The sequence below is a fragment of the Arthrobacter sp. UYP4 genome (assembly GCF_057291175.1).
Map to the genome: position 1 here is coordinate 118,551 of NZ_JBXAVU010000005.1, position 14,143 is coordinate 132,693.

11 protein-coding genes are annotated in these 14,143 nt (G+C 60.3%); 3 read left to right on the forward strand and 8 right to left on the reverse strand.

The features are described from left to right. The first annotated feature begins 24 nt into the window (after positions 1–24). Positions 25–600, forward strand: coding sequence for a TraG/TraD/VirD4 family protein (locus AC0Z9V_RS16400; RefSeq protein ID WP_485142136.1), 576 nt, complete (start codon positions 25–27; stop codon positions 598–600). Positions 601–612: 12 nt separating this feature from the next. Then, positions 613–1,110, forward strand: a complete 498-nt coding sequence (locus tag AC0Z9V_RS16405; RefSeq protein ID WP_485142137.1) for a DUF4913 domain-containing protein — start codon at positions 613–615, stop codon at positions 1,108–1,110. A gap of 546 nt (positions 1,111–1,656) precedes the next feature. Here the strand turns inward: AC0Z9V_RS16405 and AC0Z9V_RS16410 are convergent. The 8 genes from AC0Z9V_RS16410 to AC0Z9V_RS16445 form a co-directional block, all read right to left on the reverse strand. Continuing rightward, complete coding sequence (locus tag AC0Z9V_RS16410) at positions 1,657–3,336, reverse strand: ABC transporter ATP-binding protein (RefSeq protein WP_485142138.1); 1,680 nt, start codon at positions 3,334–3,336, stop codon at positions 1,657–1,659. Between the two features lie 295 nt (positions 3,337–3,631). Next, positions 3,632–4,627: a glycoside hydrolase family 26 protein gene (locus AC0Z9V_RS16415; RefSeq protein WP_485142139.1), complete on the reverse strand. Its 996-nt coding sequence runs from the start codon at positions 4,625–4,627 to the stop codon at positions 3,632–3,634. A 40-nt stretch (positions 4,628–4,667) separates the two neighbouring features. Then, complete coding sequence (locus tag AC0Z9V_RS16420) at positions 4,668–5,618, reverse strand: ROK family protein (protein ID WP_485142140.1); 951 nt, start codon at positions 5,616–5,618, stop codon at positions 4,668–4,670. A 118-nt stretch (positions 5,619–5,736) separates the two neighbouring features. Beyond that, positions 5,737–8,247, reverse strand: a complete 2,511-nt coding sequence (locus tag AC0Z9V_RS16425; RefSeq protein ID WP_485142141.1) for a glycoside hydrolase family 2 protein — start codon at positions 8,245–8,247, stop codon at positions 5,737–5,739. Then, entirely contained in the window at positions 8,244–9,158 is a 915-nt protein-coding gene (locus AC0Z9V_RS16430) for a carbohydrate ABC transporter permease (protein WP_485142142.1), read from the reverse strand. Before AC0Z9V_RS16430 ends, AC0Z9V_RS16425 begins: the two co-directional genes overlap by 4 nt. Further along, positions 9,155–10,096, reverse strand: a complete 942-nt coding sequence (locus tag AC0Z9V_RS16435) for a carbohydrate ABC transporter permease (RefSeq protein ID WP_485142143.1) — start codon at positions 10,094–10,096, stop codon at positions 9,155–9,157. The genes AC0Z9V_RS16430 and AC0Z9V_RS16435 overlap by 4 nt, the downstream gene beginning before the upstream one ends. A gap of 67 nt (positions 10,097–10,163) precedes the next feature. Next, the gene (locus AC0Z9V_RS16440; RefSeq protein WP_485142144.1) at positions 10,164–11,474 is read right to left on the reverse strand and encodes an ABC transporter substrate-binding protein; all 1,311 of its coding nucleotides are present in this window, start codon (positions 11,472–11,474) and stop codon (positions 10,164–10,166) included. Between the two features lie 242 nt (positions 11,475–11,716). Beyond that, positions 11,717–12,892 carry an ROK family transcriptional regulator gene (locus tag AC0Z9V_RS16445; RefSeq protein ID WP_485142161.1) on the reverse strand — a complete coding sequence of 392 codons (1,176 nt, stop codon included), beginning with the start codon at positions 12,890–12,892 and terminating at the stop codon, positions 11,717–11,719. Positions 12,893–13,138: 246 nt separating this feature from the next. Between AC0Z9V_RS16445 and AC0Z9V_RS16450 the strand changes: the two genes are divergently transcribed. Continuing rightward, positions 13,139–13,927: a LacI family DNA-binding transcriptional regulator gene (locus AC0Z9V_RS16450; RefSeq protein ID WP_485142145.1), complete on the forward strand. Its 789-nt coding sequence runs from the start codon at positions 13,139–13,141 to the stop codon at positions 13,925–13,927. Positions 13,928–14,143: the final 216 nt, after the last annotated feature.

Below are 14,143 nucleotides of genomic sequence, written 5' to 3' on the forward strand. Positions count from 1 at the left end.
CCGCGCTTCCGCCTGGCGGTCCCGATGGTCTGCGTCCTCGATGAGGCTGCGAACGTGTGCCGGTGGGAGAACCTGCCCGACCTCTACAGCCACTACGGGTCCCGAGGAATCGTGGTTTCTACATTCCTACAATCCTGGTCTCAGGGCGTCGACGTGTGGGGCGAATCCGGGATGAAGAAGCTGTTCTCCACAGCCAACGTCTTCACCTACGGCGGCAACGTCAAGGAAGAGGGCTTCCTGAAGATGCTCTCCGACCTGGTGTGTCAGTACCGGTACACCTCGGTGTCGACCTCGAGGCAGAAGGACAGCCGCTCCACGAGCCATCAGGACTCCACCGACGACATCCTCTCCGTCGCGGACCTCGCCGCGATGCCCAAGGGCCGAGCCATCATGCTCGGCTCCGGCTCCCGCGCCGTCCTGCTGCGCACAGTGCCTGTCAGGGACCGCTCCTACGCCGATAAGGTCGCGGCGCCGCCCACAACGGCACACGAGTCGCCTCCGCGTCCGCTGCAGCGGCGCCTTCAGTGCCGACGAGCGTTGACGACGTTCCCGCCAACCCTGCTGTCGCGGCCGGCGGTAACCGCTGGTCGACCATGGTGAAGGAGTAGCTCGATGGACCTGCACGCACCCTTCGGGTCCGACGACTCTGCCGATGATGTGTTCCCCGGCGAGGAGCCCGAAACCGATAGCATCCACCCAACCCAGGGGACAGCGCAGCCTGCTCCCGAAATGGTCTTCAACAACCTCGAGGAGTTCGTAACCGAGTTCCTGGTGCACCAGTATCAGCGGCCCGTTGTGTCTCATGGACGTGCGGAGTTCACCTGGTGCGCCAGCTGGTGGCGGCACAAGGAAGCCGTCAACCGGCTCAACGCGCTCTGGCGCGCATGGGAAGCGCTGCGCGTCGACCCGACGACAGGACTCGCGAACTGGTGGAACAGCTACGCCGACCCCACATGGCTGCCCTTTTCTCTAGTACCGGCCCTTTCCAGGGCTGCACGCCGGCGGAGCACAAGCCTGCGAACACGCCGTTGCCAGTTGTCCCAGCACCGGAGGGTTTGTACTCGTAGCAGTAGGTACAGCACTTCTACCCGTCCGCCCGCGTACCCCTAGCATGGTGCCTAAAGCACCATCCCTGAAGCCGAGGTAATGCATCGATACCCTGGCGTCCGTGAATCGAGGAGGCAACATGGATCAGCAAGAGAAAAGGCGGCTTAGGGAAACCATTGGAGCTCGTCTTGATGTCTCGAACACGGTTGACAGACGATGATGCACTCATTTTGGCTGAGTTCATCCGTGATTACGGTCAGTACCGCGGGCGTGAGGAGACGCACACCTCCACTCGTCCAGGCTGGGGTTCCGACGGGAAGTACACACTCTGGGAAACGACGACTCACACTTTCACGGATGAAATCGGTATTCGGCAGGACTATGAGTACCAGGATGACGATGGCGTGCATAGGAGTTCGTCCACCATGATCACGGACGCCCGCGAAGTCCTGAACTATCTGAAGAGCCGCGTCTAGCCTGTTGCACGGCCGAGTTCAGCACAACCGTGATGGAGGGGTCAGCACGATGGCAGTCAGGTACGCCCGATGCCCATACCTCTGTTCCGCTTCCGATCGCCCGTACCGGTGCGTTGTGTCTTGCGGAGTCCGTTCAGCGCGTTTGAAGTGTGTACAGCTTCGCATAGGGGCCCTTAGCGGTCAGGAGTTCTTCATGTGTACCGGTTTCGACTACTCGGCCGCTGTCTAAGAGCACGATTCGGTCCGCGGAGCGGATTGTCGAGAGCCGGTGAGCCACGATCAGGGTCGTTCTTCCGTGGCGCAGGTTTGCAAGCGCGTCTTGAACGAGTTGTTCTGACTCGCTGTCTAGAGCGCTTGTTGCCTCGTCCAGCAGGAGGACCCGTGGGTCCCTAATCAGGGCGCGAGCGATGGAGATTCGTTGTCGCTGTCCGCCCGATAGGCGGGCTCCCCGTTCGCCCAGTAGGGTGTTGACATCGTTCGGGAGTGCTCGAACGAAGTCGGATGCGTTGGCCTCCTGGAGTGCTTGCCAGATCGATTCGTCATTGACGTTGTCGAGCCCGTAAGCGATGTTGTCTCGGATTGATCCGGAGAAGAGTACGGATTCCTGCGGTACCACTGAGATGTGGCGACGCACAGTGCGCAGGTCGAGTGTTTCCATATCGGTGCCGTCCAGCAGCAGGTGGCCGCTGGTTGGTCGGAGGAAACCGAGGGCGAGGTTCAGCACAGTTGATTTGCCGGATCCTGATTTGCCAACGAAGGCGATGGTCTCTCCGGGGTTGATGTCCAAGCTGAGACTGTGAATGGCGAGGTCTTCTTCCTCCGGGTAGCGGAAGTCGACGTGATCGAAGGTCAGATGCCCGTCTGTATGAAGGATCTGGTGTTTGCCGTTGTTCCGCTCAATGTCCGGTTCCTGAAGGACCTCGCCGATGGATCGGAGGGATTCGCGTCCCTTTGTGAGCAAGGGGGCGAGGTTGAGGAGGTTGAGTACTGAGTTTGTGAGCATGACGAAGTAGGTACTCAGCAGTATCACTTGTCCTGCGGTGATCGGCAGCAGACCGCTCACGGAGAGGGCTGCTGCACCAATGAGACAGGCGATGGACAGTAGTTGGAAGGATCCCCACGCAAGCGCGCTGAACCGGCCGTTTAGCATGTCCAGGCTGAATCCTGAGTTCCGTACAGCCTTTGCTGTCGTGAGAACTCGTTGTGTGGCAACTTCTTCGAGGCCGTGTGCACGGGTGATTGGGAGGAGCATCGCCATTTCGCCCACCTGCGACGAGAACTGTTCGATGTCTCGGCGAAAGAGCTCGTTCTTCTGGTGGGAACGGCGGCGCACTCCTTGGATGAGTACGACCGAGAGCGGCACGACCAGTATGAATAGCAGGAGGAAGGCGGGCACTTGAAGGGCGAGGACGGTCACGGCTCCGAGGATGACGCCGAGACCTGAAAGGAGCGGGTTGGCCCCCTGTTGAAGCATCAGCTCGACGTTTTCAACATCTCGCACGACCTTGGTTTGGATGACTGACGAGCTGGACCTTCCGTGGAATCCGATGGACAACACTTGGAGACGGTGAGCGAGTTCGTTCCGCAAGGAAACACCCAGATCGCGAACTGTGGCACTGATCAGCCGAACAAACGTTTGGCTGGCGGGGTAGTTGAAGGCGACCAAGACCAGTGCTGCGCAGCCGAGTAGTGCGAGTCTCTCCGGAGGTCCCCCTGCCACTACCGTGTCGATGACTGCCGCCGTGATAACGGGCAGCACCCAGACGGGGCTGTCTTTCACGAGGTAGGCAATGACCGCGATTACTAGCTTCACGCGAGCTGGTTTCAGTGCCTGTACCAGTCCAGAGAATGGGCGTTCGGACGTGATGGAGCCATTGTCGAAGTCGCGTCTCCCTCTAAATGGAGCGCTGACTTGTTGAGCGGTCTCGGTGCTGGTGGGACGTCCGAATCCTAGGCGACCATGTTTCTTCATGTGAGGAGCTCCATTCCGGCAGCTCGATAGGAGTTAGGGACTCCGCTGCGGCAGGTGGTGAGTTGAAGGGGCCGCCCCCGTTCTGGCTGGGTACCGCCGGACGTGCTGGACCTCTGAGCATCGGCGTATGGCATGGTCAGGGGAAAGTGATGTCGCCTTGGTGCATGACCCGTGGGTTGTAGTAGGTGTTTTTGATGTCCTGGTGGGTGTTGTTGGTTTCAAGCTGTTCTGACCAGTGCATGAAGTAGGTCCATCGCGGTTGGCTTGCGAGTTGGCTTTCGGTGGGCATTTTGCCTACCTCTCCCAGAGCGAGGGGTTTGCCGGGGGCGAGGGCGAGGAGAGCTGAGTACTCCTGGTTCGAAGGGAAGTTTTTGTACCAGGCGTCGAGGGTCACGAGGTCCACGTAGTTGTGTCCTGGGTAGAAGCCGGCGAAGTTCCCGTTGGCGTTGTCCTGGACGTTCCATGCCCAGATCAGGTTCCCTAGTCCTTTTGTGCTGTCGAGGTAGTCCCGGGTGATTTGGAAGAGCTTCGCTGATCCGTTTGGGCCGGTTCGGCCTCCCCACCAGGGCCATTGTTCGTTCATCTCGTGCAGTGGACGGAAGATGGCAGGGATGCCAGCGTCGTCGAGCTGCTGCAGATAGGGGACGATCTCGTCCAGGCGTGTCTTCCACGCCCTGTTGAGAGCAGTTCCGTTGGTGACGAGCTCGTTCCACTGCGCATCGGTGAGGTTGCCGTTGATTGTCTCCCAGCTGCAGCTCGAGCTGGTGGTGGGGGGACACACGTGCCAGGTAAGGGTGACGAGTGATCCGTTGGCCCATTCGGTCTTGGCCTGGTTGATGACCGACTGACGGTTGCTCACATCGGTCGAACTGAACAGGAAGTCGCCGCCCCATAGGCCTGGACGTACGCCGGTGATGGCTTGCACCCTGTTGGTGTAGTAGGCCGGCTGTGCCGCTGGTTCTTTGTTGTGCTGACCGGCGATCACTTTGGTGCCCGAAATTGACTGCAGGTAGCTGACGACGGTCGCTTTGGATGTCCAGGAGAACGCTTGTGTGGGGGTGAAGGATGCTCCGATGAAGAGTAGGCACAGGAGCGCGACGGCGGGGGCGCGCCATGGGTTCTTGTGGAACATCGTTGTTCGACCTTTCGAGGTGATGGCTGAATCCTGCTACTCAGGCTGCGAGGTCCAGGGCGTGGGCTTGGTGGATGAGGGCTGCGGCCCCGAGAAGAGGGCCCTCGTGTCCGAGTGCTGTTGCAACGATGCGCAGGTCGGTTGTGTAGTCCAGAACGCGGGATGAGTGGGCGGCTTCTCGCACGAGGTCGACGTAGTCACTGCTTACATTGATGAACCCGCCGCCGAGCGCCGCTACGTCGAGGTCGAGTAGCGTCGCAGCGTTCGCTATGGCGAGCCCCACTGCGGCAGCTGAACGGCGGACTGCTGCCTGTGCGGTGGCGTCTCCTTGGTCGTAGGAGTGGGCGAGGTCTTCGCCGGTTGCGCCGGTCCACCCTTGGCCTCGGGCCCAGGCGACTGTTTGCGGGCCGGATGCAAGATCTTCCAGTGTCCCTGCGTGGATGGGGGAGTGCGTGGTTTCTTTCGGGTGTAGCCGCATCTGTCCGATGTGGCCGGCGTTTCCTGACCGCCCGGCGATGAGCTTGTTCTGGAGGATGATGCCTCCACCGATGCCTGTCGAGATCACCATGGTGAGTGAATTGGGTGATCCTTGTGTGGCTCCCTTCCAGGATTCGGCCAGTGCGATGCAGGTACCGTCGAGGCGCAGGGTGACGGGACGTCCTGGTAGGAGAGCTCCGAGGTGAGCGCTTATTCCGAAGTCATGCAGGTGAGGCAGGTTCTTGGGACTGATGGTGCCTTTGTCGAGGTTTACAGGCCCGGCTGATCCGATCCCGATTCCGATGATGGAACTTCTGGCAGGCGCCCCAGCAATGGCGGCGCTTGCGGCTTCGCTGATGGCAGTTGAGATGCGCTGCCTTGAGGTGGTTGAGCCTGTGGCACGTCGGTGGAGGGTGCCGGGGACCACGGCTCCATCTGCGGTGATGAGACTGGCATCGACCTTTGTGCCACCGATATCTACTGCGAGAGTCAGAAATGGGCGTGCGGCATCCATGAGCGTCCCTAACTGGGTGTCGTCTACATTTATAGGTTTGTAGATCCGTAGAAATGTTGTGATGGAGCAGGAGCCGGTTCTGACCTGCTTATGAGCAGCAGGTCAGAACCCGGTGCGCTTAGGGAGTAGGGGCGAGCTCGCGCTGGTGAGGAAGCGCCCGGGTTCCCCAGTCGATGACCAACTGGTTTGCTGTCCGCAACACGTTCTTGGTCACGAAGCTTTCGGGTGTGACCTCCACGGTGGAGGTGATGTGGAAGGTCACCGATTCCTGGGGGAGCAGCGTGACCATCATGTCGCTGACGACGGCATGGCGGTCGACCTTGTCGACGAGGAGCGTAAGGTCCCGGATCAGGTTTTCGGCGGTGATCGTCACCGAGTAACCCGTATCAGTGGCGGTAGCCTCGCTTGTGAAGCGCGCGGCTTCGAGGTTGGAGTCCCGGTACTCCGCGTAGAACCAGCTTGCACGCTCGTTGCCGTAGTCGATAACGAGTACCTCATCCGCGACGTCACCTGCCGCAGCTACCTCGGCTGGTAGTTCGATCAGTTGTGAGGCCCGTGCACTGACCGTTGTTAGGTCAAGCTCGACGGCGGCTATCTCGGTTCCATCGAAACGAAGCCGACGCGCTGTAAGGGTACCGTTCCAGGGTTCTGCGGCATCGTTGATGATTGCCACTGCGAGTTGATCCCCGCGGGGCTGGATTGTTAGCATCCGGTCCGCGTAGACGTGCCGGAGTGCGTACAGGAGCGGCTTTGCGACCCCGTCTCCATCGACTGCGGCCCAGGAGGTGACGGGCCAGCAGTCATTGAGCTGCCAGATGACCGTTCCCATGCATCGCGGACTCCAGGAGCGCATGTGTTCGATGGCGAATGTCATGGCGTTGGCCTGGTTGAGGGACATAGCCCAGTGCCAGTCCTCGGTGTTGTTGGGGAGGGGAAGGTGCGCGACCAGCCCGTCGGTGAGCTTGTCGTTCCCGTCTGCAGCTTTTTGGTGTACCAGCATTCCGGGCGATTCGGGGGTGAGCGGATTGTCGGAGATGGCGCGCGTCATTGTTGACCATGAGGGCGGTCCTTGCCACCCGAATTCGGCTGCGAAACGTGGGACGACGTCGCGGTAGGTCGGGTAGTCCTGCCGGTTCCAGTGCTCCCAGAGGTGTACGGAGCCGTGTTCGATGTCGTTGGCGAAGATTTCCGGGCTTCCCGACCACGGGCTGCCTGGGGTGTAGTTGCAGGAGGGGTCCAGTTCGCTGACCAGCCGTGGCAGCAGGTCGAGGTAGTAGCCCAGGCCCCATGTCTTGCCTTCGAGTCGCTTCTTCCAGCCCCATTCGTCGAAGCCCCAGATGTTTTCGTTGTTGCCGTTCCAAAGGACGAGGCTTGCGTGGGGCATGAGTCGTTCAATGTTGTCCCGGACTTCGGCTTCGACTTCGCTGCGCAGTGGTTCTTCCTCGGCGTAGCAAGCGCAGGCGAACAGGAAGTCCTGCCATGTCATGATGCCGCGTTCGTCGCAGAGTTCGAAGAAGTCGTCGGATTCGAAGATCCCACCGCCCCAGATCCGAAGCAGGTTGATGTTGGCGAATTCGGCTTGGTCGAGTCGTGCAGCTAGCCGTGTGCGGTCGACGCGGGGCAGGAAAGCATCATCGGGGATCCAGTTGGCGCCGCGAGCCCAGACGGGGGTGCCGTTGACGATGAAGCGGAAGCTGGTTCCCTCATCGTCGGGTTCGAGTTCCACTTTGACGGTCCGGAAACCGATGCGGGATTCCCAGCCGGACACCCGGGAACCCTTGATTCCCAGATCGATACTCAGGTCATAGAGGGGTTGGTCACCGAAGCCGCGCGGCCACCACAGGTCGACGTCTTCGACGTCTAGGTTGATGGTGCACGCGGTCTCATTTTCTCCGATGGTTGTTGATTCCACGGCTCCTGCCTGAGGTATCGAGCCACTGATATCGACCGGTCCTTGGGATGCTCGTTCGATCTCGACGACGACGGCTACCTGGCCGCGCGTTCCCTCGACGGTTGGTGTGGGTCGGACGCTGGCGAGCCGGGCACCGGACCATGAGTGCAGGCTGACTGGGCGCCAGATACCGCTTGTCGTGGCGTCCAGTCCCCAGTCCCAACCGAAGTTGCATGCCGATTTGCGGATCGCGTTGTAGGGATGGAAATTGACGTGCGGCCGGTATCCGAGATTCAGGCTTTCCGCGTTGGCGTACTTGATGGGCGAGGCGAACTCGATGGTGAGGACGTTCAGCCCCTGTCGCAAGGTCCTGTCGACAGGAACCCGGTAAGTGCGGTGCTGGTTACGGGTGTTGGCTATCTCCGTGCCGTTGAGCAGGACACGGGCTACGGTGTCGAGTCCTTCGAAGACCAGGTCGTGGCGCTCATGTCCGTCGGGCGACCAGGCGAAGTTGGTGGTGTACTCCCAGTCGGACTGGCCGATCCATGTGAGGAGTTTTTCGTTGCCGTCAAGGTAGGGGTCGGGGATGAGTCCTTGTGCCATCAGGTCTGTGTGCACGGTCCCGGGGACGGTGGCTTCGATGGCTTGGCCGGCGATGTGAGCAGGTACTGGCCCTGCGAGTGCTCGGAGGGTCCAGTCGTTGTGCAGGTACTGGACGGTGTGCAGATCGGTTGTCATTTTGTAGCTCCAGCTGTTAGCCCGTTGTAGATATAGCGTTGAAGGAAGATGAAGGCGATGACCGTCGGCACGATGACGAGGATCGTCCCGGCCGAGATGACCTGCCATTGGGAGCCGAATGGCCCGGTGAAGCGGAAGAGAGATGTCGAGATCACGCCGAGGTCCCTAGCGGGCATGTAGAGGAACGGGATGTAGAACTCGTTGTAGACCGCGATGCCTTTGATGATGACCACGGTCGCAATCGCCGGTTTCAGGAGCGGGAGGATGATCCGCCAGTAGATGGTGAAGCGATTCGCGCCGTCGATCATTGCTGCCTCGTCGAGTGAGGGCGAAATCGACTTCATGAACTGCAGGAAGATGTAGATCGCGATGATGTCCGTGCCCATGAAGAGGACCATCGCCGCGCCGCGGGTGTTGAAAAGGCCCAGGGCGTTGATGACCTGGAACGTCGCTACTTGAGTTGTGACCGCCGGGACGAGGGTTGCGAGGAGGAACGCGAAGATCACAAGGCCCCTGCCGCGGAAGGTGAAGCGATCGAGGGCGTAGGCGGCCATCGTTCCGATCAGGATCGTTCCGGTGACCGAGACGATGAGAATGATCGTGGTGTTGATGAACCCGGTGATCATGCCGCCGCTATCGAAGGCGGTCACGAAGTTTGAGAAGTTGGTCCAGTTCTCCGGCGGAGTCAGAGGGCTGGTCGTGCGGAACTCCTCCTGCGTCTTGAAGGACGTCATGAAGATCGTCACCAAGGGCACGAGTGACACCAGCGCCGCCAGTACCAAGGAGATGTACTTGAGAGTTCGAGCGGTGTACCGGGTGGTACGACCGGACTCCCTGCGTTTTGGGAGTTCTGCTCTGCCGGTAATCGGGGGTGCCTCGTTCGATGCCGAGGGGGTGACCTGCGAGCTCATCGTGAAGCCTCCTGGTCGTCGGGGAAAATACGGCGTTGAATGAAGGTCACGAAGAGCACGATGAGCAGGAGGACGACTGCCATGGCTGACGCAAGTCCGACGTTCGCGTATTTGAACGCGGTGTTGATGGTTTCGATGACGAACGTTGCTGATCCGTTCGCGCCCCCGGTCATGATGTAAGGCATCTCGAATACCGAAAGCGCGCCTGCGATGGCGAGGGTGAAGGACAACCCGAGGATCCGGCTGATGCTGGGCAGGATGATGAACCGGAATTTTTGCCAAGCGGTCGCACCGTCGATGTCGGCTGCTTCGTACTGTTCCGAGGGGATCGACTGGATCGCGCCGAGGAACAGGATGAAGTTCAATCCCATGTACCGCCAGACGGAGGTAGCTGCGAGGGAGATGTTCACGAGCGACGGGTCGCCGAGCCAGAGTGGTGGATCGTTTACACCCGTCACTGCAAGCAGTGCGTCCAGGGTGCCGCCGGGACGAAAGAAGTAGAGGAACACCAAGCCGATTGCTACGCCGTTGATGAGGTAGGGGAAGAACAGTAGGCCCTTGAAGAGGTTCTTGAAGCGGGTGCTGAAACTCAAAATGGTGGCGAAGTAGAGTGCGATGACCAATTGAGCCACAGCGCCGAACAGGTAGTAGACGCTGACGAAAAAGACCTGAAAGATCGAGGGTTCGGTGAAGATCTCGGTGTAGTTCTCGAGCCCTACGAACTCTTTGTCAACGTCGATGCCGTTCCAGGACGTGACGCTGTACCAGAACATGTTGACGACAGGTATGTAGGTGAGTACGACCAGGAAAGCCAGCGGTGTGGCAAGGAAGAGCCACGGCGTGATGCGTGACTGCTTCCGGTTTCTCCTGGGCGGTTTCGGGCCCCGATGCTGCTTGCTGCGATCGGCTTGGCCGGCTCGTGGAGCTAGCAGTGCCATGTGTAGTCCAATCTTGGACCGTTGTGGCGGCGCTTTCAGCGCCGCCACAACGGTATGTGGGGAGCGGTTATTCGGTGACCGATGCTCGTGCGGCTGCCCAGCGCTCGTTCAGGTCGGCGAAGTAGCCGTTTTTGTCGCCGCCCTGCGCGCCTCGCGCGATGTCGATGATTTCGCGGCGGTACTGGTCCCCGGTGAGGTCGATTTCCGCCTCGTTGTAGATGTCGGACCAGAGGCTTTCCTCGCCCTCGGGCTCCGGGGCCAGTTCGACGTACTCGACACCCAGCTCTTCGAAGTCTGCGAGGGACTCAGGGATTTCGGCGTCGATCTTGGGGTCGAGCCCTCCCTGGCTTGCCGCGAAGCCGGATTCGTTGGTGAACCAATCGAGCCAAGCGCGGGCGGCCGGCTTGTTGTCGGAGTTCTTGCTGACGGCGAGCATCTTGTCGGGCGCAATCATCGACGTGAAGGTGTCGTCGGTCTGCCACGGCATCGGCCGGAAGCCGATGGAGTCACGCGATTCACCTGCGGCTTCGGCTGCGTCCTGCATCTGTGCGATCGCCCAAGATCCGAGGACCATGGATCCGACCTGCCCTGTCGCGAGGAGGTTCTTGGATTCCTCCCAGTTGGTCGTGGTCGGGTCGGGTTCGGAGTAACCTTCGGCGACAGTGTCCCAGAGGAGGGAATCGAGGGCGTACTGGTCCTTACCCTCTTCCCACGGAGAGTCGTCCTGGGTCATTTCGATGCGGGCGTCGGGGCCACCGATGGCGCCCTGGTTGCTTTGGAGTGACGAGAGCGGCCATCCGTCCGCGTAGTTGGTGTAGTACGGGATCGCGTCGGTCTTGTCAGCGATGGCGCCGAGTGCGTCGAGGTATTCCTGTTCCGAGGCCGGGGCCTCGGTGATGCCGGCTTCTTCCCAGACGCCGCGGTTGTACACGTATCCCATGGCTGCGCCGAAGGTCGGCAGCGCATACGTCTGTCCCTCGAACGACCCGGAATTGATGAATCTGTACTCTTCGGTCAGCTCGGCAGCTTCTCCCAAGGGCTCGAAGAAGGCTGGGAACTGATCCTTCGGTACGGCGGTCGGAACGAGCAGGACGTCGCCGTAGTCCTGGGAGTTGAGTCGGATCGTCGCGTCGCCGTCGTAGTCCGTCAGCGCTTCGAACTCAACGTTCACATCGGGGTACTCTTCCTGGAACTTCTCGACGTATTCAGGAAAGACCGTGTCGACGAGGTCGGTTCGGTTGGTGAGAACAGTGATGTCCCCTGACGGTTCTCCCGACCCTTCGCCTGCAGGGCTGTTGCTGCTTCCGCCGGCGCAGCTACTCAGCGCCATCGAGGCTCCAAGTGCGAGGGCAGCGGTAACTACTACCTTTTTCTTCATTGAAAAGCTCCTTGTTCAAGTCTCCAGTGACGCGTGCGTCGGCGGGGCCGACGGTAAGTTCCGGGCTGCTTGAGGGATCTTGCCATCAGATGGGCTGATGCACTCTGGTCCGAGACTGTCCTGCTACATGACAGCGGCCTCGGTTCCTGCCCTCAAGAAGATCGTGTTCTTCAGGTTGCACGAGAGAACGGGCAGGTGTCAACAGCTTTCATAAATTAGTTATGAAAGCTGTTCGCTCAGGATCAGGATGCGAGGCGCACGGGTCCATGACCCGGCGACACGGAGCTCTGCAACATAAGCGCTGCGGCTCCGGCTGCTGCGGAGTCACGCGGGTTGGAGGACAGCTCGACGTCGATGGTGTGGGCACTTCGCACAAATGCCGCGGCCCCGAGCTGGGCACGAAGCTTTTTAACATATGTAGCCCCGGCGACGGCGAAACCAGGGCCCGCCAGAACGATGTGATCGATGTCGAACAGGTTTGTCAGCGTCAGGGCTGCGTGCGCGAGATAGGTTGCGGAGGTGTCAATAAGCTCGCACGCAGCCTCGTTGCCGTGGATCGCGAGGCGAGCGAGATCATCGAATTGGCCCATGACATCCCGGGTCGTGAACGACGTCTCGAGCATTGATCGTAGTTCAGGATCGTCCTTTGCCTGCTGCAAGATGGTGCTGGGTGCTGCGTATCGTTCGAGACATCCGCGGTTGCCGCAGAAGCACGGGGGGCCCGAAGGGTTGAGGGAGATGTGGCCAAGCTCAGCGGCGTTCGAGCTGGCGCCACGGTAGAGCGCGCCGTCAACGATGACGCCCGCCCCAATGCCCATGTTCATGTATATGCAGGCGAAAGTCTTCTGTCGCGATACCTGCCGCGACCAGAATTCCCCGAGTGCTGCGGAGCTAGCATCATTCTCGATGAGGACCGGTAGCTGCAGCTTTTCCCGCAGGGAGGCTGGTATGTCGAAGCCTACCCAGGCCTGCGGGGTCTGCGAACCTTGGAAAAGACCACTGGCCTGATCGATTGGACCAGGACCGACCAGCGCGAGTCCCACACTTGCCTCTGCTGGTAGCTGCAGTGCGGCAAGGAAAGCATCGTACTCTTCCGCCACTCGTTCGGACATAGCGACAGGATCCGAGATCGGCGCCTCAGGGGTTCTCCGACGCCCCAGGACCCCGCCGCGCATATCGGTCGCCATCCATAACAGCCCCTGGGCGGCTACCTGAACGCCCACACCGAAGCGTGCCACCGAATTCATGGCCAACATGCGCCGCCGTTTACCGCCCGTCGAACCGGACTGGCCAACCTCGCGGATGAGATCCTCGTTGATGAGCTTCTTGACGATGCTCGAGATTGCCGGCTGGGTGAGTCCAGTAAGCGTGGTCAGCTCGGCCCTGCTGATGCTTCCCGCAGAGCGGATCAGATCCATCACCAAGGCCCTGCTGCCCGGGCCGGAGCTGGGGTTCTCATGTCGTGCCACTGTTGACGGTTCCGTTCACCCAAATGGTCAGAGAAGCTTCTATGCAAGTATGTAGGGCGTAGCTCGACGCCGATATAACCTAGAGCCCCGAACAGCCTTGGAGCATCCTTGCGCACAGTTTTCAGCCACTCGGACCACGTTGCCCATCGAGGCAGGTCGGTCGGCCTGACGCTCCGGCGCACATCAGAAATGCTGTTGGCTGAACCTTTCTACCATGAGTTCATTGCTGGGCTGGAGCTGGCACTGCAGCCCTCGCACTACGCACTCCTGCTGCAGATCCTGCCCGATGTTGAGTCCGAGCTGGAGACGTTTGAGCGCTGGAAGAACGAAAGCCATGTGGACGGGGTGGTCCTTGTCGATCTCGTGCCCGGAGATGTCCGGCTGAACAAGGTGCGCGACCTCGGCCTGCCAGCCGTGGCGATCAGTGATGTCCATTCAGCAGGTGGCTTGACGTCCATTTGGACCGAGGATGACGTCGTCATGCAGGACGCAGTCGACTACCTGGAGCGGCTCGGTCATCGTTCACTGGGGCACATAGGTGGACCCGCACACATGGCTCACTCCGCCATACGCTCCTCTGCGCTGGCTCGGCGATGCAGCGAACTCGGCTTGTCCTATCAGGCGCGAGCAGGAGACTACTCAGAGGAATCCGGTCGGATCGCTACGACCGAACTGCTCCGTGATGGCGAACCGACCGCGATCATTTTCGACAACGATGTTATGGCCCTCGGCGGCCTTCGCGCTGCCTTCGATATGGGGCTTAAGGTGCCGAAGGACGTGTCACTGCTGGCGTGGGATGATTCTGCCCTCTGCGAGCTGGCGGAACCGCCCCTATCTGTCATGAGCCATGATGTCCTCGCCATCGGGGAGCTGGCCGGCATGGCCGTGCTGGAAGCCATTCAATCAGTCCCGCCTTCAGAGGTCAGAGCTCCTCGTGCAACGATCATCGAGCGTGGATCAACAGCGAATCCACTTGTTTCATAATTAATCTATGTAAGTCTTGACTCTGCCCCTGCCGGTACCCATAGTTGTGTGAGCTATGGCACACATCCGGCTGGTGGGGAAGCCGTTGCCACAGTTCCTGATGAGTCTGTTCCTGTACCGGAACAGACTCATCATTCGATCAAGCAACAGGAGACCGACGATGTTCACCCCGTCCCAAGGACATGCACGACGTACGGCTGCCAGGTGCGTCACCGG